The 25,463-nt window shown below is 50.0% G+C and carries 28 protein-coding genes, 1 rRNA gene and 1 pseudogene; 29 read left to right on the top strand and 1 reads right to left on the bottom strand.

The window, feature by feature from the left end; translation table 11 throughout:
* Window positions 1-61 precede the first annotated feature (61 nt).
* The 27 genes and pseudogenes from IEX98_RS21615 to IEX98_RS21485 all read left to right on the top strand — a co-directional run bounded on the left by IEX98_RS21615 (window position 62) and on the right by IEX98_RS21485 (window position 23,496).
* Window positions 62-343 carry a CopG family ribbon-helix-helix protein gene (locus IEX98_RS21615; RefSeq protein ID WP_042170506.1) on the top strand — a complete coding sequence of 94 codons (282 nt, stop codon included), beginning with the start codon at window positions 62-64 and terminating at the stop codon, window positions 341-343.
* A 3-nt stretch (window positions 344-346) separates the two neighbouring features.
* The gene (locus tag IEX98_RS21610; protein ID WP_188891295.1) at window positions 347-697 is read left to right on the top strand and encodes a type II toxin-antitoxin system PemK/MazF family toxin; all 351 of its coding nucleotides are present in this window, start codon (window positions 347-349) and stop codon (window positions 695-697) included.
* Window positions 698-973: 276 nt separating this feature from the next.
* Window positions 974-1,699: an SAF domain-containing protein gene (locus tag IEX98_RS21605; RefSeq protein WP_188891293.1), complete on the top strand. Its 726-nt coding sequence runs from the start codon at window positions 974-976 to the stop codon at window positions 1,697-1,699.
* Window positions 1,696-2,550 carry an AAA family ATPase gene (locus IEX98_RS21600; RefSeq protein WP_188891290.1) on the top strand — a complete coding sequence of 285 codons (855 nt, stop codon included), beginning with the start codon at window positions 1,696-1,698 and terminating at the stop codon, window positions 2,548-2,550. The genes IEX98_RS21605 and IEX98_RS21600 overlap by 4 nt, the downstream gene beginning before the upstream one ends.
* Entirely contained in the window at window positions 2,547-3,932 is a 1,386-nt protein-coding gene (locus IEX98_RS21595) for an ATPase, T2SS/T4P/T4SS family (RefSeq protein WP_188891288.1), read from the top strand. Before IEX98_RS21600 ends, IEX98_RS21595 begins: the two co-directional genes overlap by 4 nt.
* Complete coding sequence (locus IEX98_RS21590; RefSeq protein ID WP_188891286.1) at window positions 3,925-4,860, top strand: type II secretion system F family protein; 936 nt, start codon at window positions 3,925-3,927, stop codon at window positions 4,858-4,860. The genes IEX98_RS21595 and IEX98_RS21590 overlap by 8 nt, the downstream gene beginning before the upstream one ends.
* A 50-nt stretch (window positions 4,861-4,910) precedes the next feature.
* The gene (locus IEX98_RS21585) at window positions 4,911-5,795 is read left to right on the top strand and encodes a hypothetical protein (protein WP_229692308.1); all 885 of its coding nucleotides are present in this window, start codon (window positions 4,911-4,913) and stop codon (window positions 5,793-5,795) included.
* Window positions 5,796-5,821: 26 nt separating this feature from the next.
* Window positions 5,822-5,977: a hypothetical protein gene (locus tag IEX98_RS21580; protein WP_188891284.1), complete on the top strand. Its 156-nt coding sequence runs from the start codon at window positions 5,822-5,824 to the stop codon at window positions 5,975-5,977.
* A 25-nt stretch (window positions 5,978-6,002) separates the two neighbouring features.
* Complete coding sequence (locus IEX98_RS21575; RefSeq protein WP_188891282.1) at window positions 6,003-6,149, top strand: hypothetical protein; 147 nt, start codon at window positions 6,003-6,005, stop codon at window positions 6,147-6,149.
* Window positions 6,146-6,571 carry a hypothetical protein gene (locus IEX98_RS21570; protein WP_188891280.1) on the top strand — a complete coding sequence of 142 codons (426 nt, stop codon included), beginning with the start codon at window positions 6,146-6,148 and terminating at the stop codon, window positions 6,569-6,571. Before IEX98_RS21575 ends, IEX98_RS21570 begins: the two co-directional genes overlap by 4 nt.
* Before the next feature lie 18 nt (window positions 6,572-6,589).
* A complete protein-coding gene (locus IEX98_RS21565; protein ID WP_188891278.1) occupies window positions 6,590-7,078 on the top strand; it encodes a hypothetical protein in 489 nt (162 codons plus the stop codon).
* A 535-nt stretch (window positions 7,079-7,613) separates the two neighbouring features.
* Window positions 7,614-8,840 (top strand): M24 family metallopeptidase, encoded by a 1,227-nt coding sequence (locus IEX98_RS21560; protein WP_374705374.1) that lies wholly within the window; start codon window positions 7,614-7,616, stop codon window positions 8,838-8,840.
* Window positions 8,841-8,855: 15 nt separating this feature from the next.
* On the top strand, window positions 8,856-9,335 hold the full coding sequence (locus tag IEX98_RS21555; RefSeq protein WP_188891276.1) for a PH domain-containing protein: 480 nt from the start codon (window positions 8,856-8,858) through the stop codon (window positions 9,333-9,335).
* Window positions 9,319-10,833, top strand: coding sequence for a PH domain-containing protein (locus IEX98_RS21550; RefSeq protein WP_188891275.1), 1,515 nt, complete (start codon window positions 9,319-9,321; stop codon window positions 10,831-10,833). The genes IEX98_RS21555 and IEX98_RS21550 overlap by 17 nt, the downstream gene beginning before the upstream one ends.
* Before the next feature lie 393 nt (window positions 10,834-11,226).
* Window positions 11,227-11,622: a GntR family transcriptional regulator gene (locus IEX98_RS21545; RefSeq protein WP_188891274.1), complete on the top strand. Its 396-nt coding sequence runs from the start codon at window positions 11,227-11,229 to the stop codon at window positions 11,620-11,622.
* Between the two features lie 5 nt (window positions 11,623-11,627).
* Window positions 11,628-12,734, top strand: a complete 1,107-nt coding sequence (locus IEX98_RS21540; RefSeq protein ID WP_188891273.1) for a DUF1648 domain-containing protein — start codon at window positions 11,628-11,630, stop codon at window positions 12,732-12,734.
* Window positions 12,735-12,787: 53 nt separating this feature from the next.
* Window positions 12,788-12,997, top strand: a complete 210-nt coding sequence (locus IEX98_RS21535; protein WP_229692307.1) for a PLD nuclease N-terminal domain-containing protein — start codon at window positions 12,788-12,790, stop codon at window positions 12,995-12,997.
* Window positions 12,997-13,914, top strand: a complete 918-nt coding sequence (locus IEX98_RS21530) for an ABC transporter ATP-binding protein (RefSeq protein WP_188891272.1) — start codon at window positions 12,997-12,999, stop codon at window positions 13,912-13,914. The genes IEX98_RS21535 and IEX98_RS21530 overlap by 1 nt, the downstream gene beginning before the upstream one ends.
* Window positions 13,911-14,507, top strand: a pseudogene (locus IEX98_RS21525) (ABC transporter permease); the annotation flags it as partial. The gene IEX98_RS21530 and the pseudogene IEX98_RS21525, both read left to right, overlap by 4 nt.
* Before the next feature lie 291 nt (window positions 14,508-14,798).
* Window positions 14,799-15,179, top strand: a complete 381-nt coding sequence (locus IEX98_RS21520; protein ID WP_188891270.1) for an ATPase — start codon at window positions 14,799-14,801, stop codon at window positions 15,177-15,179.
* Window positions 15,180-15,331: 152 nt separating this feature from the next.
* The gene (gene gatC, locus IEX98_RS21515) at window positions 15,332-15,619 is read left to right on the top strand and encodes an Asp-tRNA(Asn)/Glu-tRNA(Gln) amidotransferase subunit GatC (protein WP_188891269.1); all 288 of its coding nucleotides are present in this window, start codon (window positions 15,332-15,334) and stop codon (window positions 15,617-15,619) included.
* A 32-nt stretch (window positions 15,620-15,651) separates the two neighbouring features.
* Window positions 15,652-17,112, top strand: a complete 1,461-nt coding sequence (gene gatA, locus IEX98_RS21510; RefSeq protein ID WP_188891268.1) for an Asp-tRNA(Asn)/Glu-tRNA(Gln) amidotransferase subunit GatA — start codon at window positions 15,652-15,654, stop codon at window positions 17,110-17,112.
* 13 nt (window positions 17,113-17,125) lie between these two features.
* On the top strand, window positions 17,126-18,565 hold the full coding sequence (gatB, locus tag IEX98_RS21505; RefSeq protein ID WP_188891267.1) for an Asp-tRNA(Asn)/Glu-tRNA(Gln) amidotransferase subunit GatB: 1,440 nt from the start codon (window positions 17,126-17,128) through the stop codon (window positions 18,563-18,565).
* A 160-nt stretch (window positions 18,566-18,725) separates the two neighbouring features.
* On the top strand, window positions 18,726-19,430 hold the full coding sequence (locus IEX98_RS21500; protein WP_188891266.1) for an MgtC/SapB family protein: 705 nt from the start codon (window positions 18,726-18,728) through the stop codon (window positions 19,428-19,430).
* Entirely contained in the window at window positions 19,412-21,160 is a 1,749-nt protein-coding gene (locus IEX98_RS21495; RefSeq protein WP_188891265.1) for a DUF6677 family protein, read from the top strand. The genes IEX98_RS21500 and IEX98_RS21495 overlap by 19 nt, the downstream gene beginning before the upstream one ends.
* 47 nt (window positions 21,161-21,207) lie before the next feature.
* Window positions 21,208-21,660, top strand: coding sequence for a peroxide-responsive transcriptional repressor PerR (perR, locus tag IEX98_RS21490; RefSeq protein WP_188891264.1), 453 nt, complete (start codon window positions 21,208-21,210; stop codon window positions 21,658-21,660).
* Between the two features lie 81 nt (window positions 21,661-21,741).
* Complete coding sequence (locus IEX98_RS21485; protein ID WP_188891263.1) at window positions 21,742-23,496, top strand: glycosyl hydrolase family 18 protein; 1,755 nt, start codon at window positions 21,742-21,744, stop codon at window positions 23,494-23,496.
* A gap of 77 nt (window positions 23,497-23,573) precedes the next feature.
* Here IEX98_RS21485 and IEX98_RS21480 read toward each other — a convergent pair whose 3' ends face one another.
* On the bottom strand, window positions 23,574-23,924 hold the full coding sequence (locus IEX98_RS21480) for a DUF2614 family zinc ribbon-containing protein (protein ID WP_188891262.1): 351 nt from the start codon (window positions 23,922-23,924) through the stop codon (window positions 23,574-23,576).
* Window positions 23,925-24,078: 154 nt separating this feature from the next.
* Here IEX98_RS21480 and IEX98_RS21475 point away from each other — a divergent pair, with 154 nt between their 5' ends.
* Window positions 24,079-24,945, top strand: a complete 867-nt coding sequence (locus tag IEX98_RS21475) for a nucleotidyltransferase-like protein (protein ID WP_229692306.1) — start codon at window positions 24,079-24,081, stop codon at window positions 24,943-24,945.
* Between the two features lie 438 nt (window positions 24,946-25,383).
* A 16S ribosomal RNA gene (locus tag IEX98_RS21470) occupies window positions 25,384-25,463 on the top strand; the annotation flags it as partial.

Here is a 25,463-nt window from a genome sequence, read left to right as displayed (position 1 = left end):
GCTTATTAATGCAATAATGAATATGAATGGTTTTTGGAAAAGTTTTGGGGGTGCTTGCTCGGTGGCCAATGTGCAGAACACCAAGAGGATCATGATTAGTTTGCCGGATCAGCTATTGGAGGAAGTGGACGGAATCGTCGCGAAGGAGAACTCCAATCGCAGCGAATTTATTCGGCAGGCCATGAAATTGTATCTTGTCGAACGTAAAAAACGGCAAATCCGCGAATCCATGCAGCGCGGTTATCTCGAGATGGCGAAAATCAACTTGAATATGGCCTCAGAAGCTTTTCAAGCGGAGGAAGAAGCCGACCATATGCTGGGGCGTCTCGTAAGCGGGGTGTAGAACTTGATCGTTAAACGCGGTGATGTTTTTTTTGCGGACTTGTCCCCCGTCGTCGGATCGGAGCAGGGGGGCGTAAGGCCGGTGCTTATTATTCAAAATGACATTGGTAACCGTTTCAGCCCAACTGTAATCGTGGCTGCAATTACGGCGCAAATTCAGAAGGCTAAGCTTCCGACTCATGTCGAGATGGATGCGGCCGCCCATGGATTTGACCGTGATTCTGTCGTGCTGCTGGAGCAGATTCGAACCATTGATAAGCAGCGGTTAACCGATAAGATAACCCATCTGGACGACGAGACGATGCGCAAGGTCGACGATGCCTTGCTGATCAGCGTTGGATTAATCGATTTTTAATGGATTTAGTTAGGGAAAAGGAAGCTTCTTCTGCTCCGGCATAAACGCCGTCAGCGCGGGGAAGCTTTTTTCTGTTATTGCACCAACTGTTGGAATTGTTGCGCAATTCAAATTATGTGTAGACAACATTGCTATTAGTTGCTATTATTACATTAATTGGTTGTTGAATTTCTATATAGTTAAGCAATGCTTTGCGAAGAACGCAAGTAGATTAGCCTTAGGGCTACTGCTGCGTTCTTTTTTTTATGCGTTGCCGGGCTGAGGAGGAGAGAATAGATGAGCAGAAAGCGTAGTGCGGGTATTAGTGTGGCGGCCGCGCTCCTGTCGGTCTCGGTCGTTTATGGTTTGTTTCATATGCAGCGGCTGCAGCTGGAGAAGCAGGAGACGGTTGCGGTTGTCGTGCCGAAGCGGTTCATTGAAGCAGGCAAGCGGCTTGAAATGGAAGATTTGATTTACCGGCGCATGCCGCGGGATACGCTGGACAAGGATATGCTCCTTGATGCAAGCGCAGTAGCCGGAATGGAGACAGTCGTTCCGCTTGGAACGAATGAGCCGATCCTTGCATGGAAAATCAACCGCTACCGCTTGCTTCCAGCGGGCTCGGAATCGACGTTTCAGATTCCTAGGGAGTACGTCCGCTCAATCTCCAATGGCATTCGCGCTGGTGATAAAGTAACCCTTTATGTGTCCGGTGAAGGTGAGCCGTCCCGGCGGCTGTTCGAGGAGCTGGTAACAGTCGCATCTGTGAAATCATCGGGCAATACGGAGATCGATAATATGCAAAACTCGAATCTGTTGTCGCTCGCTGACGATGATAAAGCTCGCATGTACGCTTCGAGGCGGGATGCGAACGGAATGATCGATTATATTAATTTGAATCTGACGGAACCGCAGTGGCTGCTAATTGACGGCTACTGCAAGGAAGGTGCGGGAAAGCTGGTTATCGCATTCAGTCCTGAATCGCTTAACGTGCCTGCGGAGCGGACAGGTGAGGGATCATGAACGATGCGGGAGCCGCTTCGCCGGTTATCGCTTTTGTGGGCACTACTCCCAATATCGGTACAACGACAGCGGCATTTGCACTGGCTTACCGGATTGCCGAAGCGAGCGATAAGCAAGTCGTTTACTTATGCCTTCATCTGAAAAGCGCCAAAATTCACCGTTACATCGGCGTGGACTCGCCTCCCGTTACGTTGGACAAGCTTCGCCCGGAGCTTAAATCTGGTTTCTTAACCGTAGAGAAGCTGCAGCGGGCAGTGCACCGGGTTCAGGAGCGGCCCTGCCTGCATGTACTGTTCGGCAATTTGCACCGGGATCAGGCCGAATATTTCACGCCGGAGGAAGTTGAGCATTTGATAGACATCGCAACGAGGGCCTTCTCACTCGTCATCGTTGACGTCGGTGCTTATTGGGACAATGCAGCTACGATTTGTGCCTTGCGCAGAGCGGATTCGCGGATTGTCGTGACGACAAGTGCTTTATCCCATTTTCAAGAGGATGGGAAGCGTTGGCTTCATCAGTTATCCCCTTTGTTCGGCATTCAATCCGAGCAGTTTGCAACGATCGTTATTCAATCGCCTTGGAGCACTGGAGGTTATCGTATGAAGGAAATATGCAAAGAGATGGGGACGGCGAAGCTTGGAAAGCTGCAGTTGTCCAGCAATCTGTTTACGCAATTGGACAATGGAACTTATGGTCAATGGCTGAAAGAAGATCCCGAAGGAAAGGCTGCCATGAAGCGATCCGCTCAAAGTATTATGCTCAAGCATGGCGTTCGCCGCGACTTTCCGGCTGTGCATACGCAGCCTTGGTACCGTAAGCTGCTGTCGCACCGGAATGGGGTAGGCTCATGACAACAGGTGTTGAAACCGGTACTGGCGACGGAAGATTTTCTCCGACAGGCTATGCTTCAGCCGTCCGCCGGCTTGCGCCCGTAGGGGAAAGTGAAGGAACGGGCAGCAGACAGGAGCGCAGCGACGATTTCAGCAGGCTGGCGGAGGAAATGAAAGCTTACCTGGCATCACCTCGCGGCCTGTCGGAGGAGGAACGGCGGCAGTATAACGAAACGTTGAACCGGGCTGTTCTGGGATTCGCTAACGAAAGAGAGCAAATTCTAGCCATTATTGAAGATCAACTGATCCGGCTGCGCATTCATCAGTTGGAGGGTTATGCGCATAGCTATCAGACTTTGGCCGAAGCGGTTTTTGCCGAGGTCATCGGTTTGAATGTGCTCGAGCTCGTTCTTCGCCAGAAGGATGATCTGGAGGAGATTCAGGTGGTAGGTACGGTTATCTATGAAGTTCGAGGCGGACAAGCTGCGCGTTCGAGGTACTGCTTCGAGCATGAACGCGAGGTGGAGCGAATTCAGCAAAACCTCGTTCTCTATAATAATGACCGGATTGGTCCGCGTAAAAGATGGGCCGAGGTTGTCCTCCGGGACGGCTCCCGCGTCACGATGACAGGCTTCGGTTTCACATCGAGGCCAACGCTTACAATCCGCTTCTTCATCGTCAGGAGCTTTAGCTTGGCTGCGCTGGCTGCTCCGCCCTATTCGACGCTGAATGCACGAATGATGGACATGCTCCACGCCGTCCTTCAATCCCGATTCAATCTCGTTATCATTGGACCAACGAATTCCGGTAAAACGCATTTAATTAAGGCGCTCATCGCCGAGCTTCCTGATGAGGAGAGAATTGTAACGATTGAAGGCCGTTACGAGATGATGCTCGGGCGGGATTTTCCAAATAAGAACACGGTGGAATATGAAGCGGAAGAAGAGGATTCATTGCACCGGGCGGAACAGGCTTTCAAGCTTGCATTACGCCAGTCTCCCGACCGCATTATTCATGCCGAAATTCGGGATATGGATGCCAATATTTATGTTCGGGCCTGTACGAGAGGGCATTCCGGCAGCATGACTACCGTTCATGCTAATACGCTGGAGGATGTGCCGGAGGCGATTTGCGACATGTGCATGCTGGATGGCCGGGGGATGAATCCGGAGCGGCTGACGAAGCGAATCGCTGAGTATGTGACGCAAATCGGCATCGAGATGCGAAATATCGACGGCAGACGAATTATTGCCCGGATTGGAGAAATCGATTGGGCTTCAGGAGGTGTAATCGTTCGGGATTGGGTGCGTTACGATGAACATACCCGGGATTGGCTATTTCCAGAGTCCCCGTCCGCCAAAGCCAGAGTGAGACTTGATCGGGGAGGGGCGGCTATTGAATAAGCTGTCGATTGCCGCAGCCGCCCTTTTGCTGTTTCTGCTTCTTTTCATAGCCATCCGGTTTGCACTTACGTTATGGAGCGCCGAACAAGCAAGGCGGGATAAGCTAGCATTTCGCCAAAGAGGCCGGCTGAGTTTTCGGCTGACCGAGAGATTGAAACGGTACGACAGGCTGTACAGCCATTTGGCGGAATTGCTCGAAACGCTGCAGCTTAAGCTGTCGCCAACGGGACTGGCGGTTTTTTCAGCTGTATTGCTTCTGGCCGGTATTGCGACTGGCGGTTTTTATTTTCAAAGTATAAAGGGGACGCTTCTTATCGGACTTGTCGCTGGCTTTCTGCCGTATACGACGCTAAGAGCTATGCTTGTTCAACGGCAATTGCAGCTTCAGCTTGATTTTTTGCCATCCATTGAACTGTTCTATCAATGTTATTTAGTGACAGGAGGCAGGCAGGTGCGAATTGCACTCCAGCGTACCGTAGAGGAAAGGCGTCTGCTCGGCCCGATTCAGCCTGTATTTGAGCAGTTGTACCGCAATTTGTCCGTACGGGGAGATGATGAAGCGAGCCTGCGTATTTTCGCTGCTTCGCTGGGCCATATCTGGGGCCATTATTTCGTTAATATTATCCGGGCGGCTCTTTCGGAAGGGACGCCGATTGCCGACAGTTTGAAGGAGCTAATCGGGGACATGCGCAAGGCTAGACGATCAAATGAACAGGAGCGCAATCGGCTGCTTGAAATCCGGATCGTCAATTTTACACCGCTGCTGTTTCTGGCATTGTTTATTGGCATTAATGTGCATTACAACAAACAAAGTGCATATCGGTATTACGTTCTTGACCCTGGCGGGAGAGATATGCTCCTCAATGCGGTTGTACTTATCTTTTGTTCGTTTCTAATGGGATTATGGCTTTCAAGACGCAAGCTTTAGCCACCGCAATTGTTTCAATAAATAGGAGAGGGAAGGGGCTGGCGACTGCCATGCAAATGCAAATGACCCAATGGCTTACGGGCTTTAGTCTGTTCGCAGGCCAGCTTCTATTCGGATTTATTGCCGTGCTCGCCCTGTTCCGGCTGCTTCCGCGAAGAAGACCACGCTGGACACATTTGGTCAAACTGGACTGGCAGCATCAACAGGTGCCGGACAGATGGCTGCGACGGCTTCGGCTGGGGCGGGATCAGTCTTCCTTTGCCGATCGGGAGACGCTGTTGGCCGGTTGCGGCTTAACAGCTGATGCGGCTTGGTATGTTGCCGGCAGACGCATTCTGCTAGTTCTACTTCCGTTGATTGTATTGGGGGTGCTTGGAGTGGACCTGAGACAGGGACGAGCTGGGCTGTTACCGATTGGACTTGTCGTGCTAATTGCAGTGCTATATGCAGATTTGCCTTGGCTTCGCTCAATCCGGAAGCTGAGGGCGTATCGCATCACGAAAGAAATTTACATCATGAGCAATCAACTGCTTTATTTGGCAGAGTCTTCGCTCCATATCCATACGAAGCTGACGCGCTGCGTACCCTATACCCGTGTTCTGCGGGGGGAGATGGACAGGCTGCTGACGGAGTGGTATCACGATGCCGAACAGGCGCTTCGGCGCTTCAAGCATCGGATCGGAACCGATGACGGGATGAGCTTTGCCGAGACAATCGACTCGTTAAGACTGCATGAGAGTCCTGAATACTATGAGCTGCTTCGCGAGCGAATTCAGGATTATAAGGAGAAATTAGAGCTTGCGAAGGAAAGCCGCAAGGAGACGGCCTCGTACGGACTGTTTATCATTGCAGGCATTCCGATTCTGTATACCTTTCAAGTGTTTATTTATCCCTGGATTAGAGAGGGGCAGAAGCTGTTCGAGTCTTTGGGTTAATTCATTATCGAAAGGGGTGAAACGAGATGCGCAATATTTTAATGACCGTTATGATGCTTGTTGTCGTCATTTTGCTGTTCAATAACATTATTACGAAGGATACGACAGGAACGAGCAGTCAAATTACGTCACAGGGCGAAGCTGCAAATACGAAAATCAGCCAAATGCTTTCTAGCAGATAGGCTGTTCCGGAGGGATGATGGAAGGATGAGAAGCATCCTAATGACACTGCTGCTCCTTATTGTTGTCATTGTCATCTATACGAACGTTATGGAAGGAGAGCGCGGGATGAACAAGAGCTTAAGCGATTCCGGAGACGCAATCGGGGGCTACATCCGGCAATTAAGTCCATGAAGAGCATACTCGTATTTGTTTTATTCGCCGCAACGATGTGCTGGATGATGTTCTCGCCGATCTATCGTCATGTTCTCGTTGTCCGGCAGGCTGTCTTGCAGCAGGAGACCGATTATTTGCTGGAGGTTGGAGCAAGCGGAACCTACGGCTACATCGACACGGAGATGATTGACCAGTCCCGCAGCAGGCTTGCAAGCTTCGGGATGCGGCCGGAAGCGGTGGAATACGAAATAAGCTCTGACAATGGGCTTGGAGCAACGAATCCGGCAGCGCCGCTTCCCCGGGGAAGCGGATTGCGTCTGACGATGAGCTATCCTTATGAAAACTTATTTCAGATCGATCGCTTAATCGGTCTGGCTCCTGTAGATGAGAATGAGAGAATGCGAGCTTTCGGAATTAAAATGAGCGAATATGTACCTTAAGAAGGGGGCAATCGTTGTTTGTATAAGCTACTGCTGTTGACGCTGATGGTAACGGTGTGGATGACGCTTCATTTGCAGCAGACGGATGAGGAAGCGGCCATGAAGCTTTTGCACCAAGGGAAGCGGGCTGTGAACCGTGCTGCACACGCTGCGGCTTTACAGCTTGACCGGCAGGCTTTGTCCGAGGGAATCATTCGTATTGACGAAGCTGCGGCGAGAGCCGCAGCTTCCTCTTATTTGGCGGCGAATTTGCAGCTAAGCGGGAATGATTGGAAGCCGCTGCCGAACTCTCCGCTTCGTGAGCCGATTCAAATTCTTGTGTTCCAGATTATTGATGAAGGCGTTAGTTTTCCATACGTTTACCGTAACGATGAATACGATTATGAAGCGACGCTGCGCAGTCCCGGCGTTATTCTTATAATCCGAATGGAGCATCCTAGAATTTTCACCGCCACTAAGCCAATTGGCTGGGAAATTAAAGGCGTTGCGGAGCAGGTGGTTGGATGAGGATTTAAACGACCTGATGAAGATGACTGTTCATTTCTTCTCTTATTAGTGGAGGCGGTTCGCTATAGTTCTAGTCATTCTCGAATAACGAAGCGGATTCCCTATTTGCGATATCGCTACGTTGCAGTTCTAGTTACTCTTGTTTTAACGAAGCAGGTTCGCTCTCCAGCGAACCTACTTTCGCTATTTTGACTCATTCCGTGCATGTACGGCCAACAGCGAACCAAATTTCGCTATCCGAGAAGCTAGGTTCACCAACATCGAAAAACGGTTCGCTATTCTGTGCAGCGACCGCAACTAGCCCTCCTCGAGCGAACTTACCTTCGCAAATTAGCGAAGGTGATTCGCTGTAGGTCTAGTCATTCTCGAATAACGAAGCAGGTTCGCTATTTAGAACTCTCATTCAGAAGCCCGCATGCAAGGAAAGGCTTATGACAGGTTGACGAAGCTGAGGATTATTGTTGTAATAAGCGTAAGCTCCCACATTGATTTTACAGTAATACGGGAGTATTCATTGCGCTTTGGAGTTGAGAAAATGATGAATCAATTACAGGATGTCCCTACATCTGTTGCCTTTGAGCGAATCTCCCGTTTACAGGGAGAGCTTCAGTCGGGCGGAATGGATGGCATGCTGATCTCTCAAAATATCGATTTATACTATTTTACCGGCTCTATGCAGACAGGATATGCTTTCGTCCCTGCCCATGGGGAACCGGTCTTTTATGTTAAAAGAAGCGTGGAGCGCGCCAAGCAAGAAACCGGAGTTACCGTTAAGGAACTGGGTGCTTTCCGGCAATTTAGGGAAACGCTTGCGCGTGATTATCCCGAATTGTTCGGTTCAGGTCAACCTTTGCGAATAGCTGCCGATCTCGATGTCTTGCCTGCGCAAACGTACTTGAAGCTGGCCGAACTGTTGGCTGGCCCGGACGGTAATGTGAAGCTGCTGGATGGATCGGCATCGATTCGCAAACTTAGAATGATCAAGTCGGAGATGGAAGTGGAGCGGATTCAAGCGGCTGCGAAAGCAGTGGATGAAGCGCTGACGGAGTCGCTGAACGATTTGCATGAGGGAATGTCGGAGCTTTCCTGGATTGCCCGAATTGAATATGAATTGCGGATACGCGGGCATATCGGTCTTATGCGGATGCGCGGCTACAACCAGGAGATTGCGACAGGCATGCTGATAGCTGGAGCAGCGGCGGCGATGCCGAGTTATTTTGACGGTCCCGCAGGCGGGTTGGGGCTTGGTGCGGCATCGCCGCAAAGCGTCAGTCGCAGCCTTATTCGGCGAAACGAGCCCATCTTGCTTGATATTGGCTGTTGTATCGACGGCTATATTATCGATCAGACAAGAACGGCCGTCATCGGGGAGCTTCCGGAGAAGCTGGCATTTGCTTACCAGACATCGGAAGCGATTTTGCGCGAGGCGGAGAAACGAATGATTCCCGGCACCGTATGTTCGGCATTGTATACGCATTCGCTGGAGCAGGCGTTGTCGGCCGGTCTGTCGGCTCATTTCATGGGCTACGGGGCCGATCAGGCCAAGTTCCTCGGACACGGGATCGGTCTGGAAATCGATGAATGGCCGGTTCTGGCGAAAGGCTTCGATATGCCGCTGCAGCCCGGAATGGTTATTGCTGTGGAGCCGAAATTTACGTTTCCGGGACAAGGTGTGGTAGGGATCGAGAACAGCTACCTAATAACCGATGAATCTCCGCGTCCGCTAACGCGTACTAAAGAAGAATTAATTAAATTGCCCTAAAGGAGTGCTGCCGGAATGAATCGTCCATTAAGCAGGAGATTGGACCAAGATTATATTACCGTGTACCGAATCAGTTCATTAATTACTCACTCGATAGGCTATGCGCTGATCATCGCGTACACGGCATTGGCCGGGTCCAATCAGTGGACGTTTCTTCCGGCTTGGATCGCACTGGCCGTTGTGACGTTATCTGCCGTTTGGTTCACCTGGTTTATTCCGCTATGGAAGTATCGCAGCTTCCAATATGAATTATTTGATGAGGAGCTGGAGCTGGCCTCCGGCATTATTTTCAAGAAGAATGTGCTCATTCCGATGGTCCGGGTCCAGCATGTGGAGCTGGAAAGCGGGCCGCTTATGCGGAAATATAAGCTGGCTAGTGTTAAGGTGGTGACGGCGGCCACGACTCATGAGATTAGCGGCCTGAAGCAGGATGAAGCTTCTGATTTGAAGCGGCAGATTGGTCTGCTGGCGAAAGTAGATGATCAGGATGATTGATCGCCGTCAGCTGCATCCGGTTTACATGCTGTTTGCTCTGCTGCAAACAGTCAAAGGCTTGCTCCCTGTGGCGATTATTACGCTATTGAGGGGGACGAAGCTTACCCACTTGAATCTCTATTGGTACCTCGGAATTGGGGCCGTCATCGCGCTGCTTCTGGTGTATGGTTACTTTGATTGGCGAAAGTTCAGTTATGTGCTGGAGCAGGATCGTATCGTGATTCAGAAGGGCGTTTTATTTCGCGATGAGAAAACGATTTATTTTTCACGTATCCATTCGGTTAATGTCGAGCAGCCGTTTATTCAGCGCATATTGGGCGTTGCTCAGCTTAAAATCGAAACGCCCGGCGGCAATAAGAAGGCAGAAGGGATATTAGCGGCCTTGTCGGCGAAAGAAGCGGAGAAGCTTCGGGCACAGCTGCTTAGAAGCAGCGACAAGGGTGCAATGATGGAAGGTGCTGCACAGGCTTCAGAGACTCCCGCCGAACCTGCAACCGGGCTGTCCTCTGATACAGCGGAAGAGAAGCCGTCAGCTGTCGTGCCTAGGCAAGAGGAAACACGTTACCGTTTGAATGGCGGGCAGTTGCTTATGGCGGGCTTAACGTCCATGAACTTCGGACTCGTAGCTGCTTTCGTTGCGGGTTTAATCTCTTTTGCCGATGATTTTATTCGATTGATTGCCCCCGATCATTTCATTGAAAATATCGCGCAGGAATCAAAAAGCCTCATGGCTGACTATTTAGGCATTCTATTGATTGTTGCAGGCGCTCTCTTGCTGGCATGGATCCTCTCGAGCATACTCTTTCTCGTTAAGTTTGCGGGCTTTGAGGTTCGTATGGAGGGGAAGAGGGTAGCAGTTTCCTACGGCCTTCTGGACAAGAAAACACATGTGTTTGATCCACGCAAGGTGCAGGCAGTCATCATCGAGGAGAATCTGCTGCAGCAAATGGCCGGCTATGCGAAAATTCGGCTGCAGGTCGTATCTTCAGATAAAAACGAGCGGCTGGTGCTTCATCCGTTCATTGCGCGTGTGAAGCTTCAGGAAGTATTGGGCAGTTATGTGCCGCATTTGAAGGTTCAAAAGGCGGATACGCCGGCTCCGAAGCGGGCTCTTCTCTACTATATGAGAGTTGAACTGATCATTGCCGCAGTCCTCAGTGCTGCCTTGATCTTCTTGTTCAAGGGCCCTGGTCTGTTGTCGCTGGTGTTGCTGCCAATCGTCGCTTACTGGTGTTGGTCCCGTTATAAGACGGCGGGAATAGGGCTTGAAAACGGACAGCTGACGTTGCGTAAACGTTACTTGTCCCGCATAACCTACTATATCCGCAGGCCGCAAATCGTTGTAATGAGTGTGAGAGGAACGAGGTGGCAGCAGCGCAAGCGGCTATACTCGTTATCTGTTCATGCTTTGGGCAGCGAGCAGGAGTACAGCGTGAGATGTTTAGACCAGGCTTCCATTGAACCCGTTTGGGAATGGTACAGCCGGGAGCGAAAATAAAGAAATGGCGGTGCTTGGGAGTTAATCCCCGGCACCGCCATTTCTGTTTTTTGGCCATTTTTGCATGGAGTAATCTCTAGGCTATGTCCATCAACATGCAAAAGTGCAGGTCGATTGCAGCTTTTTCGCCCATATCGGGGCTCAACATGCAAAAGTACAGGTTGAATCGCGAAAATGGCTGTTAGAAGGCGAAAAAGACGGAATTCAAATGTATTTTTGCATTTTGATAGCGATTTTAGACCTTTTGCAGCGAATCAAAATGTACTTTTGCATTTTGATCCTCATACAGCTCGGGGTATTAGCCTAAAATCGACAGATCATCTTGCAGTAAAAAGATATCTGTTATATTATATGTATAACAGATGTAACAATAAGAGCAAAAGAGGCGCCAATATGATGATTGAATTGGATTTACAATCGGAAATTCCTATTTATACGCAGCTTATGGATCAGATCATCGAGGGAATTGCCAGCGGAAGACTGGAGCCAGGAGAGTCTCTCCCTTCAGTAAGAAGCTTAGCTTCCGACATCGGGATCAATCTGCATACCGTCAATAAAGCTTACACATTGCTCAAACAGGAAGGGTTTATTCAGGTTCACCGGAAGAAAGGCGTCATCGTCGTGCAGAAGGAAGAGATGCCGCAAGTTACGGAGCACTATTTAGCGAAGCTAGGCCAGCAGTTAAGACCGGTCGTAGCCGAATCGCTTTGCCGGGGACTAAACCAGGAACAGCTGACGGAAATCATCGCCCGGCTTTACAACGACATTCAACCACAAGATAAGGAGTGACAGGTATGCAGGATTTCATTATTTTTATGCTAGCGGCTTACTTGCCCATGAACATCATTATGATCCTTTCGCCGTTTCTGGCTAAACGATCGATTCGATTTGGCGTTGCCATTCCAGAGCCTTACCTGAAAGATACGAGCCTTGAGGCTGCCAGGAAAAATTATTTGCAGTGGTCGGTTGTCGTTTCAATAGCCGGGCTGATCCTTTATATCGCTTTGCAGCCATGGCTGGGGGATATACGCTTCGCAATCGCACTGCTGACCGCCATTTTTTTCTCGCTGCTGGGTCATTCCTTTCTGTATGTACGCAGCTATTACAGGGTAAAGAAGCTGAAAGCCGATAAAGGCTGGGAAGTACAGACGCCGCCTGGACAGAAGATCGTCGTGGATATGTCTTTCCATAAACAGAAAAAAAGATATTCGAATTTATGGTTTTTGCTGCATTTCGCTATTGTGGCGGGAACAGCTATTTATTTAACGGTCATCTATGATTCCATTCCCGAGCGAATGGCAACGCATTATGACCTTCAAGGTGTAGCCGACGGATTCTCGACGAAAAGCTTCATAACTGTATTTGACCTCAGTATCATTCAATTGGTCATGATCGGAATGTTCATGGGAATTAATTGGCTCATAGATGTAACCAAACAGCAGATCGACCCGGCCAATCCGGAAGCATCGCGCCGCAATAGCGTTCATTTCCGCAGATTAAGCTCTTTGTTGATGATTAGTATGGGTCTGCTCATTGTGGCCTTATTCTCCCTGTTGAAGTTAGCTAGTGTCTTGGAAGCGAGCAGCCGTTTTATCGGGGCTGGCACCACGTCGTTCATGATTGTACTTTTTGTCACGGTTGCTGTATTTATCGTGCTTATGATTCGTGCGAAGAGAACAACGTTCGCAGAAGAAACTGCCGTTCTGCCGATGGATGCTGATCAGCATTGGAAGCTGGGTGTCATCTATTATAACAAGTCCGACCCGTCGCTGTTTGTAGAGAAAAGACAAGGCATCGGTTATACGGTCAATATGGGGAGTCCGCTCAGCTGGCTTATCGTCATTGGTCTGCTTCTATTCGCTGGACTCATTATTTACTTCTCCAGCTTTGCTTCGAACTAAAAGACTAAAGAAGATACCTTTAATAAGAATCTAATAATAGGGAGGGCATGAGAATGAATGAATCGACAATGGAACTTAGTAAGCTTCTGCCGATCATCGCCCCGCTTTTCGTCATACAGCTCATATTAGTTATTGTGGCATTGGTCGCGCTCGCTAAGGCGAGCCAAACGAGAGGGCCAAAATGGCTCTGGGTGCTGGTTATCGTATTTGTAAATATTATTGGCCCCGTATTGTTTTTTGTGGTCGGCAGGAGGAATGATTAATGAGCGCATTGTTGCGAGCTGAGCAATTGACCAAAGCGTTTGGATCTACACAGGCGGTAGCTGGCATCAGCTTTGACATTGCACCAGGGCGCTGCACAGCGCTTCTGGGTCCCAACGGTGCGGGGAAAACGACGACCATCCGTATGCTGGCGGGATTATTGCAGCCTACAGGCGGGAAGCTGAGCTATGCGGGAGTAAAGCCTGGACAAAGTCCTAACTCACTGCTCGGCTATCTTCCGCAAGCACCTTCATTCTACGGCTGGATGACCGGCCGTGAATATGCGGTCTATGCTGCCCGTCTATGCGGTTTGTCTGCTGCTGAAGCAAGGAGTCAAGCCGACGCGCTGCTGGAGAGGGTAGGACTCTCCGCCGCAGCCAATCGTGCAATCAGCGGCTATTCCGGAGGAATGAAGCAGCGACTTGGGCTTGCGCAAGCTCTTGTCCATAGACCGAAGCTGCTCATATTGGATGAACCGGTATCGGCACTCGACCCGCTCGGCAGGCATGAGGTGCTGATGCTGTTGCGAGAATTGAAGCAGGAGACGACGGTGCTGTTCTCCACTCATGTTCTGCATGACGCCGAACAGTTATGCGATGACGTTCTTATTATTCGTAATGGTGAGATGGCTCTGCAAGGCTCCATAGAGGAGATTAAGAACAACCACCGTATGTCCGTCATCACGCTGCATATCGAAGGTGACGATCACTCCAAGCAATGGTGTGTGTCGTATCAGGGCGGAGCCTATGTGAAGGAGCTGCGCAGAATTGAGAAGGGAATAGAGCTAGTCGTAACCGATATGGAGCTGGCTAGACGGGAGCTGCTTGGACAGCTTGCCGAGGATGGGATTCGGGTAGCCAAGCTGGAGTTTGGCCATTCGACGCTGGAGGACTTGTTTATGAAGGTGGTGTCTGGATGAGCCAATGGATGATTATTTGGCGGAAGGAACTGCTGGAGCTTGCTCGTAGCTATAAGCTGCTATGGTTGCCTTTAGTATTTCTTTTATTGGGGGTAAGCCAGCCAATTGTGACCTACTTTTTGCCTGATATACTAGCAAATGCAGGAAATTTTCCGCAAGGTACGGTTATAGAAATGCCTAAGCCTCAAAGCGGTGAGGTGCTAGCGCAAACGCTGCAGCAATATGGCATGATCGGCAGTTTGATCGTCGCTCTGGGTTTTATGGGAGCGGTATCGAGTGAGCGAAACTCGGGGGCGGCTTCGATGATTCTCGTGAAGCCCATTTCCCGATCCGCTTATTTACTAGCGAAATGGACGGCGATGCTTGTGCTTGTATGGGGGTCATTAACGATCGGCTATTTAGGGGCATGGTATTACACTTCGTTGCTCATCGGGGAAGTGGATGCAATACGTGCGATACAAGCACTGCTTGTATTTGCGCTGTGGCTGTCGGTTATTGGCACGTTGATGATAGCGGGGAGCGTATGGCTTCGAAGCGGAGCTGCTGCGGCTTTTTCCGCTTTGGGGCTTGCGATTCTTTTGTCGCTGACGGCTTCGTTCCTGCCAAGCGCGCTCGCCTGGAGTCCCGGGCAGTTACCGGGCTTAGCAAGCGGTTTTCTTCTCGGTTCTATACCGGACGCCGCAGGTATGATTATCATCGCAGGCGCCGTGTTAACGGCAGCCATCCTATACGCAGCCGTGTGGCGGATGCGGCGGATGGAGCTTCCATAAATGTCATATAAATAGGCGATAACCTTAACTTCTATTACTCTATTGGACATGGCTATTATTTTTTAGTAGGATAATAGTTATAATTCGCGGCTGATAGAGACTGGAGTGAAGACGATGCTGAAATTAGGGTCAAAGGTCGTCATAATCGCCGACCAATACGAACAAAATCTTCCCGTAGGGGAGTATGGCTATATAATTGCTTACGACCGCAACGTCGACAATGTATTTGACTACGTGCTGCGTGTGCCGGCGGCGAACCGCAATTTTCTTATCCCGGATGAGGATGTCGAGCTGGAAGAGGTGCTCATTCAAGAAGAAGTGGACCGCGTGGAGCGGGAGGCGCTGATTGATTATGCGCTTGCTACTTATAATGAGGAGCTGTTCAACTGGATCGTCAAAGGCGAGGAAGTGCAGGTTGAGGTAGAAAGTACAAGCAGCGAGAGCCAGAGCAAGGAAGATTTCATCCGGCAGGTTAACCTGAAGGCTTGGATTTAATTGGGTATCGCTCCTTCCGATCTATCGGGGGGAGCTTTTGTTTGTCGTCATTTTTTGCAAAAGAGACCTGTACGACTACTTTGTGAAAATGCGAATCTAAGCTATAATGGGAAGAATGAAGTGAAGGATGGAAAGGGAGGAATATGCATTCCATGAGCATAACGTTGAAAGATGTCGAGCATGTAGCCAACCTGGCGCGATTGGAGCTGTCCGAGCAGGAGAAGGAGCAGTTCACCGACCAGCTTAATGCGATTCTGAAATATGCGGAAAAGCTGAACAGCCTGGATACCGAAGGCGTAGCACCAACAAGTCATGTTCTGCCGATCACGAATGTGATGCGCGAAGACGTGACGAAAGAGTCGCTGCCGATTGAGAAAGTGCTGCTTAACGCACCTGATGAAGAAGACGGCCAAATTAAAGTACCGGCTGTATTGGAATAAAGAGATTGGTTAATTGAAGGGAGGAGCTGCAGTTGGCACTGTTTGATCTGCGCCTGCAGGACGTACATAACAAACTGAATGATAAAGAACTTCAAGTATCCGAACTGGTGGATGCTTCTTACCGCCGCATTGCAGAGACGGATTCTTCCATTAAAGCATTTATTACGCTTGATGAGGAGAACGCCCGTCGTCAAGCTGCGGAACTGGACAAGCAGCTTCAGGACGGCTCGGAGCGGGGGCTGCTGTTCGGGCTTCCAGCCGGTATTAAGGACAATATCGTAACGGAAGGGCTGCTCACGACATGTGCGAGCCAATTCCTTAGCAACTATAATCCAATCTATGATGCGACATCAGTCGCAAAGCTGAAATCGGCTCAATCGGTAACGATTGGCAAGCTGAACATGGATGAATTCGCAATGGGCGGCTCGAATGAGAATTCAAGCTTTTACCCGACGCGCAATCCTTGGAATACGGACTATGTACCGGGCGGCTCCAGCGGCGGCTCTGCGGCATCGGTCGCTGCTGGCCAAGTGTATTTCTCACTCGGCTCGGATACTGGCGGTTCGATTCGTCAGCCTGCAGCCTATTGCGGCATCGTGGGCTTGAAGCCAACTTATGGACTCGTATCGCGTTATGGACTCGTTGCCTTCGCCTCGTCGCTGGACCAAATCGGACCATTGACGAAAAACGTCGAAGATTCCGCTTATGTTCTGCAAGCCATTGCAGGTTTCGACGGCAAAGATTCCACGTCTGCTAATGTAAGCATTCCTGACTACACTAGTGCTTTGACAGGCGATGTAAAAGGTCTGCGAATCGGCGTAGCGAAGGAATATTTGGGCGAAGGTATCGATCCTGAAGTGAAGGAAGCGGTTCTGAACGCTCTGAAAGTATATGAAAGCCTGGGCGCGACTTGGGAAGAAGTATCGCTGCCGCATACCGAATATGCGATCGCGACCTATTATTTGCTCGCTTCATCGGAGGCTTCCTCCAATCTGGCCCGTTTCGACGGCGTTCGATACGGCGTGCGTGCCGACAATCCGGACAACCTGATTGATCTGTACCGCAAGTCCCGCAGCCAAGGCTTCGGACCGGAAGTGAAGCGCCGCATTATGCTTGGCACGTATGCGCTTAGCTCCGGCTACTATGACGCTTATTATTTGAAAGCGCAAAAAGTACGGACGCTGATCAAGCAAGACTTTGACCAAGTATTCAGCAAGTTTGACGTCATTATGGGACCAACGGCGCCAACGACAGCTTTCCGTATCGGGGAGCAGGTCGGCGATCCGCTGACGATGTACTTAAACGATATTTGTACAATCCCAGTCAGCCTTGCCGGCGTTCCGGCAATCAGCATTCCTTGCGGCAGCTCGAACGGCTTGCCGATCGGTCTGCAAATTATCGGTAAAGCCTTCGACGAATCGACCGTATTGCGCGCAGCGCACGCGTTCGAGCAGAACACCGAATTCCACCGCGGCCGTCCGCAGCTGGGATGAGAGGAGAATAACGATGTCTGAAGCGAATAAATACGAAACAGTAGTCGGACTTGAGGTTCACGTCGAGCTGCATACGAATAGTAAAATTTTCTGCGGCTGCTCGACTGCTTTTGGCGCTCCGGCTAATACACATACATGTCCGGTCTGTCTTGGACATCCGGGCGTCCTGCCGGTGTTGAACAAGCAAGCCGTGGAATACGCGATGAAAGCGGCGATGGCGTTGAACTGCCAAATTGCCGACATCAGCAAATTCGACCGTAAAAACTATTTCTATCCGGATTCTCCGAAGGCGTACCAAATCTCGCAATTCGATCAGCCGATCGGTGAACATGGCTGGATTGATATTGAGGTTAACGGCGAGACGAAGCGAATCGGCATTACCCGTCTTCATCTGGAGGAAGACGCAGGCAAGCTGACTCACGTTGATGGCGGATACGCCTCGCTTGTCGATTTCAACCGTGTCGGTACGCCGCTCGTTGAGATCGTATCCGAGCCGGATATCCGTACACCAGAGGAAGCAAAAGCTTACCTTGAGAAGCTGAAAGCGATTATGCTGTATTGCGAAGTGTCGGATGTGAAGATGGAGGAAGGTAGCCTTCGCTGCGATGCGAATATCAGCCTTCGTCCATACGGACAAGAAAAGCTCGGAACACGTGCTGAGTTGAAAAACATGAACTCCTTCCGCGGCGTTCAACGCGGTTTGGAGTATGAGCAGCTGCGTCAGGCCGAAGTGCTCGACAGCGGCGAGAAGGTTGTGCAGGAGACGCGCCGTTGGGACGAAGCTCAGGGCAAAACGATATCGATGCGCGGCAAAGAAGAGTCGCATGACTATCGCTACTTCCCAGACCCGGATTTGGTACAGCTCCATATCAGTCAAGAGTGGAAGGAAAGCGTTCGCGCTTCGATTCCAGAGCTCCCGGATTCCCGCAAAGCTCGTTATACGACCGACTACGGCTTGCCTTCCTATGATGCAGAAGTCATTACATCCTCGAAGAAATTGGCCGATCTGTTCGAAGAGAGCCTTGCGCATACGAAGGATGCAAAAACCGTATCGAACTGGATTATGGGCGACCTGCTTGGTTACCTGAACGCCAACAACCAAGAGCTTGCCGATGTATTGATTACCGGTCAAGGCTTGGGAGAAATGATCGGTCTGCTTGAGAAGGGGACGATCAGCAACAAAATCGCCAAAACCGTGTTTAAAGCGATGCTGGAATCCGGCAAGCTGCCGCAGCAAATCGTGGAAGAGCAAGGGCTGGTGCAAATTAGCGATGAAGGCGCGATTTTGGCGATCGTGGATCAGATCATCCAGGCTAACCCGCAATCGGTTGAAGATTTCCGGGCAGGCAAAGAAAAGGCGATCGGATTCCTTGTCGGTCAGATTATGAAAGAAACGAAAGGCAAAGCAAATCCGGGATTGGTTAACAAGCTGCTCCTTGATCGGTTGAAATAATCAGCACCCGCTTTCGCTTTTTGCAATAGCGTTTCATCAAACTAGCGCCGCTCATCGTCATGATGAACGGCGCTGTTTTTTTGCTTGGAAGGAACGAGTTAGGCAGCTGGGCGCATACAAATATGTTACAATAGGCTCACATAGAAAGGTTGTCTGCGAAATGGTGCATGCGGTCGCCAATCCCTGGTCGATTAACGAATATCATATTTTCCTTAGGCTGCTTCTGGCATTAGTGCTGGGCGGTTTGGTGGGCCTTGAACGTGAACAGTCTAATCATGCAGCCGGCCTCAGGACGAATATTCTCGTTTGTATCGGGTCTTGTCTGCTGATGCTGCTGTCGATATACGGCTTCTCGGATTTCGTTAATGAGACGAATGTAAGGGTGGATCCGGCTCGTCTGGCCGCAGCCGTCATTACGGGCGTAGGTTTCCTTGGAGCTGGGACTATATTGTATACGGGCAAATCGATTACTGGATTAACGACAGCCGCTTCCTTATGGGTTGTGGCTGCGATCGGCCTTGCGATCGGTGCAGGCTTTTATTTCGCGGCAGCTTCTTCGACTATTATGGTGCTCCTGACGCTATGGGCTTTCAACAAGCTGGAGAAGCGATATATCAGCGCGAAACGGGAATATTTGTTGAAGATACAGGCGGAGGAGCGTTCGGCAATTATTTTGACATTGAACGCGTTATTGACCGAAAGACAGATCGTCATCCGGAAAATGCTGCTGGAGGAGCTCGGTGAAGAAGCGGAAAGGCAGTTCATGCTTCATCTGTACGTGACGCTGCCGAAATCCGAATCCTTGCTTACGCTGCTCGACCAAATTAAACATATGGAGGGAGTCCATTGCGTGAGCTCGGAGTAAAACGGCCGAAGAGCCGCCTGCTTGCCGCGGTGCTTGCTTTTATCCTCCCGGGCAGCGGGCATTTATATGCAGGACGTTATGCGCGCGGCCTGTTGATTATGGCTGGACTGATGCTGGACGTTGCGGCGATCATCCGCTTGGCGGACGCAAACGGGGCCAGACATTTGTTATTTATCGTTTATTTGGCGCTAGCGGTGCCAGCCTTTTATTTCGTCAGCGTGTATGATGCTTTGCAAAGCGTCGAGCGGCCTACGGAGAAGCCTTCCAGACTGACGATGGTGAGCGGTTTTCTGCTGATGATAGGAGGCCTGCTGCTTGCCATTCTCATCCGTCCCCCAGCTAGTCTCGTCCCTTGGATGAATGAGCTCGCGGACTACTCGGTGGGACCACTGCTGGCCGTAACAGCACTGATCTTAATCATTATTTATTGGAAAGGGGCGGTGGATGTGTTTAAGCTAGGCCGCTTCACGTCAGCCGCAATCATTGTAGCAATCGGTTGCTTGCTATTGTCCGACCAATTGCAAAACCGGAATGACATTGCGCTGCTGCTGCATTGGTGGCCCGCGGTTTTTGTATTGCTTGGAGCAGAAATCATTCTGTTCAGCATCTTTAACCGGAAAAAGGAAAGAAGGCTGCGTTTAGATTTCGGGGGCGGTCTGCTCGCGATTATTATTGCGGCAACGGCACTCGTGGTCACGCAATATGCGGAGCTGCCCTTTAAGTGGCTGGACCAATATGTCGAGCTGAAGGGTAGCGCGGATTACGGCGAGGAGAAAGGCTTTCGTTATACAAAAGAGCAAATCGTCATACCGTTAGAAGAGAGCGTTTCCGAAATGACGATTTCGAATCCTAACGGGCACGTGACGCTGCGCTCCGGTGATGTGAACAGTGTTCTCGTCGATACGGAGGTTTGGGTCGATACTGAAGATCAGACGGAAGCGGGACGTATTGCGGAGAAATCGAGGGTAGACACCTCAAGTGATTCGGCTAAGCTGACCATTCAAGGGATTGGCGAGCCTTATGGAGCGAGCGGCGGCCGCAAGCCGCGCATTAACCTGATCGTGACGATGCCGCGGGAAGCGACCGAATTATCGCTCTCCGTCCATGTGACCAACGGGGAAGTTGATGTGAATGGAGTAGCGGCTGCAGGTGGACTGCGGGTCAATAACGTCAGTGGCGATATCCAACTATCGGACATTCAAGGCAATGTGGAGGCTTCTGGTATTTCGGGGAGCGTGAAGCTATCCGGTATTACAGGTTCAGCGAATGCAACAACTAAAAATGGCGCAGTAGATGTAGCCTCCGTTTCTGGAGAGTTAGTCGCTACGACCATTAACGGAAGCGTGAAGGTTAAAGATGCTGGCGGAGCAGTCGAAGCCGAGACGAAAAATGGTAAAATCAGTATCGAGGAAGCAGCCTCATCCGTTAAAGCAGATACGTTGAATGGCGGAATTGAATTATCAAGCTCTGTCATCGGCGGCGATTGGGACGTGGACAGCTCGGTAGGCGAGATCAAGGTCGAAGCGCCGGAAAATGGGGATTTCACCGTGTACGGCTCGGTTACGTTCGGCAGCATTGACACCGACTTTCCGTTTACCGTCAGCAAAAAAACGGTAAGAGGTACGGTAGGGGCAGGTACCTACCGGATTCAGATCAATGCGACAAACAGTATCTCTATTCATGCAATTGGACTTCTCGCGAGCAGCGCTTTCATTGACAAATCATTTTGAATGAACGTACAATGGTCTTAACTACTTAGCAGAAAGGCGTGAGGGGAATGGGAGTATCCAGCGTGAGCCAGGCATTGGAACAGTTGAAGATGAATGGCGTCCGTATGACCCCGCAACGTCATGCCATATTGAGTTACTTGATGGATGCGACTTCGCACCCGACAGCGGACGAAATCTATAAAGCGCTGTCACCAAACTTTCCTAGTATGAGCGTGGCGACCATCTATAATAATTTGAGATTGTTTGTGGAAGCGGGCTTGGTCCGTGAATTGACCTATGGCGACGATTCCAGCCGGTTTGATGCCGATCTGTCGGACCATTACCATGCAATATGCAAGGACTGCGGACAAATCGTCGATTTTCACTATCCGCCGCTTTTGGAAGTGGAACGGGCCGCGTCGAATATTACTGGCTTTGTTGTAGAGGGCCATCGTATGGAAATCTACGGCGTATGTTCCAGCTGCTTAACGAAGAAGACGCCGGAAACCAGCTTATTGTAATTGTAACTTAATGCTTGCTAACGAACGTGCAAATCGCGGTAACTCCGGCTTTGCGCGTTTTTTTATAAGAAGGATAACTGAATGATATGGGAGTGTGAGCAATTGGAAGCGACGTACACCAGGACGCCGCGCCGTCGAAAGGGCGGGGGTTTCAAGTTTTTGCTGTTCATGTTTGTAGTCGGCATGATTGCCGTTATCGGCTGTATGCTGTATATGAGGTATATACCGAATACTCAACTTAAGGTGATGGATTATGAAGCGGAGCATCCGATCACGTTCGAGGGTGAAGTGCTGGCGGAAGGGGCCGTTATTGAAAATGATGAGGTAAAGCTCCCTTTGTCCATTCTTGGTCATGTGCTTGGATCGGACGAGCTCATCCGTTATGAGCCTGATTCAAAGTCCATTATTATGACGACGGCGGATAAAGTGCTTCATATGAAGACGGACTCTTTGACCGCGACCGTCAATCAGAAGCCTTACAAGCTGGAGATGGCGGCCGAGCTGAATGGCAAAAACGTCTATATCCCGCTTACACCGCTCAAGGAGCTTTACGGGCTGAAAGCGGAATATGAAGCGGATTCCGGGATCGTCGTACTGCTTAAGGCAGGCGAGAACATTCAACTGGCCCAAGCGGTTGGGAAAAAAGGAGAAGCGATCCGGACTGAGCCGACGATCCGCGCTCCTTATGTGGAACGAGTTCCGCAAGGCGGCAGCGTACGGATATGGGGAGAGCGTGACGGATGGCTCTTCGTGCAAGGTCCGCAAGGACAAGTCGGCTATATGGCCAAGAAGAGTGCCGCGTTAACGACGATCGAAACGATTCCGCTGCCGAAGCAAGAGCCTCCTTTTCAAGCGTGGAAGGTAATGGGCAGCAAAATCAACCTGGTCTGGGAAGCGGTATATGAGAAGAAGATCGACCCTTCTAAGATCAATGACATGCAAGGCGTCAATGTCGTAAGCCCGACTTGGTTCGAGTTGAAGGACGCGAAGGGAACGATAAAAGCTAAAGCCGACCCGGCCTATGTAAGGTGGGCACATAATCAGGGCATGCAAGTATGGGCGTTATTCAGCAACGGTTTTGAACCGGAGCGGACAACGCAAGCGCTCGCCAGTGTGGAAACGCGCTTCTCCATGATTCAGCAGCTGCTTGCTTTTTCCCAGTTATATGATCTGCAAGGCATCAATATCGATTTTGAAAATGTAAAAACGTCGGACAAGGCTAATCTAGTGCAATTTGTCCGGGAAATGACGCCTTTGCTGCATGAGCAAGGATTAGTCGTCTCCATAGATGTTACTCCTAAATCGAATAGTGAGATGTGGTCATTGTTTCTCGACCGGGCTTCACTCGGCAAAGTTGTCGACTATATGATGGTCATGGCTTATGACGAGCACTGGGCATCGAGTCCGAAGGCCGGTTCGGTTGCCTCGATCGGCTGGACGGAGAGCTCGATCGTTCGTATTTTGGAAGAGGACGGCGTTCCTGCCAGCAAGCTTGTGCTGAGCATGCCGCTCTACACCCGCATTTGGACCGAGAAAACGGACAGCGACGGAGCTAAGAAGGTCAGCTCGAAAGCTGTTGGGATGGAGCGGGTAAAGGAAATTGTAGCAGCTAAAAAGCTGAAGCCTGTGTTTGACAAGGATGCGGGGCAGCATTACGTGGAATACAAAGAGGATGATGCTTTGCAGCGTATATGGATTGAAGATGAAGTATCGATACAAGCGAGAATCGGGCTTGTCCGAAAATACGACTTGGCAGGCGCTGCTTCTTGGCAGCGAGCATTTCAAACCCCTTCCATTTGGAAAACGATTGATGACGCGATCAGCAAACGGCCCTAATATCGTATATAAATAAAGAAACACCCCCTTTGCCGGTTGGAACTGGCGAAGGGGGTGTTTGCTTTTCAATGGAGTGATTATTCTGCAGGAGCATGTGTGGCTTGCGCCGGGTCAAGCGTAAGTATCGTTTTGCAATACATGCAACGGTCTGTTTTGCCAAGCATTTTTGTTTGGCGGCCGCATTCCGGACACTGCAGCATCGTCGCGCTTGTGGACATCATGCCGGCCCAGAAATAGACCATGACGCTGATCAGCAGCGAAATCATGCCGATAACCATAAAGACGGCGGCAATGATCCTGCCTATTTGCCCCCACCAGATGATGCCTCCGGTGCCGACAATCATTACGCCCATGCCGACCAAAGTGAAGACAAGACCCCATAAACGAAACTCATTAATTTTAGCTGATTTGAAAAAAAACTTGTTCACGTTTTCCAATCCTCTCCATGACAATGTTCATATAAGAATTAGGACGGTTTTCTTACTGCGGAAGCAGGAAACCGGACCTGCCTTGTCGAAAAAGATATACCCATAGACTATTATTATAGCTGAATCCTCTCGGATAAGCTATATGGAGGCAGAAGTGAAACATATCATAAAGCATTTCACGCAAACTTTTCGCTCGCAGCCTGATGTCATCAGTCTTGCCGCTATCGAGAATCCATATCCATACAACCCCTTTATTGAAGGTTTGGACTTACTACTGCTGGTCATCAGAGAGCGCAATGGCGCCGCCGGAACCGAGCACATGCGGTTTGACGGGGAACGTATTCTAATTCGTACGATTGACTCGGACAGCATGCAGCAATGGATTTCCAGCGGAGAGCAGCGCAATTTGATTGAGTGGATTGTTCGGGGGGAGATCGTATTGGATCGCGAGGGCTATCTGATGAATATTCGCGAACGCTTAATGTTATTTCCGGATACGATGAAGGAGCAGAAGCTGTTGATCGAGTTTACCGGCTTTCTGCGCACGTATTTACAGGCAAAGCATGAGCTGGAGAACAACAATATATTGGATGCATACAGCCATGTATTGTCGGCGCTTCATCATTGGGCGCACATTGTACTTATAGAAGAAGGACAACATCCGGAATTGACGGTATGGCGGCAAATGCGACTCGTTCACCCTGGAGTGTACAAGCTGTATGAGGAGCTGACTGTTAGTCACGAGACCATTCAACAGCGCGTTGAGCTAGTAATGCTTGCGTGCGAGTTTACCGTGATGAACAAAATGAAAGCTTGCTGCACGCTATTGTTCCGACTCATGGGGGATAGAGAAGAGCCATGGAGTATCCTGGAGCTTCAATTACATCCTTCTATAGAAGCGTTGCATGTTGATTTGTCTTTGCTTGTACAAAAGCTCGTGAAGCGTTCCTTGATCCGGGAGGTTGCTGTAATGCCGGATAATGGTGATACGGAGGCGCTTGAATTGCGTTATATGATGTAGATAGAATGAAGGAAGAGGCTCGCAAGCACTGTAGTGCTGCGGGCTTTTTTGTTGGGGTGACAGCGCTTTTAAAAAAGTTTTAAAAAAGGCTTGACTCAAATGAAAGTAATATGATAAATTAATACTCGCCGCTTTTGAAGCAGGCATTTAAGTTAATCGGCGAGTTGTACGGGGATTGTAGTAATAATCGTACAAGGAACAGATTATGAGGAATTAATGAATACATAATCAGCTTCTAAAAAAATGTCGAAAGACGAAAAAAAATGCTTGCAATCAGATAGGCAACTGTGATATATTATAAAAGTCGCCGCTGAGCAAAACGCGGTTGACACACAAAAAGAAATTGTTCTTTGAAAACTGAACAACGAGCAAAACTGCCCTTATGAATGGTTCGCCATTCATGAGAAAAGCGATAAAACAAAGTAATGAGCAATCAAATTCATGGAGAGTTTGATCCTGGCTCAGGACGAACGCTGGCGGCGTGCCTAATACATGCAAGTCGAGCGGACTTGAAGGAG

It is taken from the genome of Paenibacillus radicis (ex Gao et al. 2016), assembly GCF_014641555.1.
Classification (GTDB): Bacteria; Bacillota; Bacilli; order Paenibacillales; family Paenibacillaceae; genus Pristimantibacillus; species Pristimantibacillus radicis.
This window is presented reverse-complemented; position numbering and strand designations above follow the sequence as displayed.

Bases quoted from the DNA above. Each gene is read 5' to 3' on its own strand.
- IEX98_RS21605 (WP_188891293.1), top strand. From the start codon at position 974: ATGAGCAGAAAGCGTAGTGCGGGTATTAGTGTGGCGGCCGCGCTCCTG.
- IEX98_RS21600 (WP_188891290.1), top strand. From the start codon at position 1,696: ATGAACGATGCGGGAGCCGCTTCGCCGGTTATCGCTTTTGTGGGCACT.
- IEX98_RS21595 (WP_188891288.1), top strand. From the start codon at position 2,547: ATGACAACAGGTGTTGAAACCGGTACTGGCGACGGAAGATTTTCTCCG.
- IEX98_RS21585 (WP_229692308.1), top strand. From the start codon at position 4,911: ATGCAAATGCAAATGACCCAATGGCTTACGGGCTTTAGTCTGTTCGCA.
- IEX98_RS21580 (WP_188891284.1), top strand. From the start codon at position 5,822: ATGCGCAATATTTTAATGACCGTTATGATGCTTGTTGTCGTCATTTTG.
- IEX98_RS21575 (WP_188891282.1), top strand. From the start codon at position 6,003: ATGAGAAGCATCCTAATGACACTGCTGCTCCTTATTGTTGTCATTGTC.
- IEX98_RS21570 (WP_188891280.1), top strand. From the start codon at position 6,146: ATGAAGAGCATACTCGTATTTGTTTTATTCGCCGCAACGATGTGCTGG.
- IEX98_RS21560 (WP_374705374.1), top strand. From the start codon at position 7,614: ATGATGAATCAATTACAGGATGTCCCTACATCTGTTGCCTTTGAGCGA.
- IEX98_RS21555 (WP_188891276.1), top strand. From the start codon at position 8,856: ATGAATCGTCCATTAAGCAGGAGATTGGACCAAGATTATATTACCGTG.
- IEX98_RS21550 (WP_188891275.1), top strand. From the start codon at position 9,319: ATGATCAGGATGATTGATCGCCGTCAGCTGCATCCGGTTTACATGCTG.
- IEX98_RS21545 (WP_188891274.1), top strand. From the start codon at position 11,227: ATGATGATTGAATTGGATTTACAATCGGAAATTCCTATTTATACGCAG.
- IEX98_RS21540 (WP_188891273.1), top strand. From the start codon at position 11,628: ATGCAGGATTTCATTATTTTTATGCTAGCGGCTTACTTGCCCATGAAC.
- IEX98_RS21535 (WP_229692307.1), top strand. From the start codon at position 12,788: ATGAATGAATCGACAATGGAACTTAGTAAGCTTCTGCCGATCATCGCC.
- IEX98_RS21530 (WP_188891272.1), top strand. From the start codon at position 12,997: ATGAGCGCATTGTTGCGAGCTGAGCAATTGACCAAAGCGTTTGGATCT.
- IEX98_RS21520 (WP_188891270.1), top strand. From the start codon at position 14,799: ATGCTGAAATTAGGGTCAAAGGTCGTCATAATCGCCGACCAATACGAA.
- gatC (WP_188891269.1), top strand. From the start codon at position 15,332: ATGAGCATAACGTTGAAAGATGTCGAGCATGTAGCCAACCTGGCGCGA.
- gatB (WP_188891267.1), top strand. From the start codon at position 17,126: ATGTCTGAAGCGAATAAATACGAAACAGTAGTCGGACTTGAGGTTCAC.
- IEX98_RS21500 (WP_188891266.1), top strand. From the start codon at position 18,726: ATGGTGCATGCGGTCGCCAATCCCTGGTCGATTAACGAATATCATATT.
- perR (WP_188891264.1), top strand. From the start codon at position 21,208: ATGGGAGTATCCAGCGTGAGCCAGGCATTGGAACAGTTGAAGATGAAT.
- IEX98_RS21485 (WP_188891263.1), top strand. From the start codon at position 21,742: ATGATATGGGAGTGTGAGCAATTGGAAGCGACGTACACCAGGACGCCG.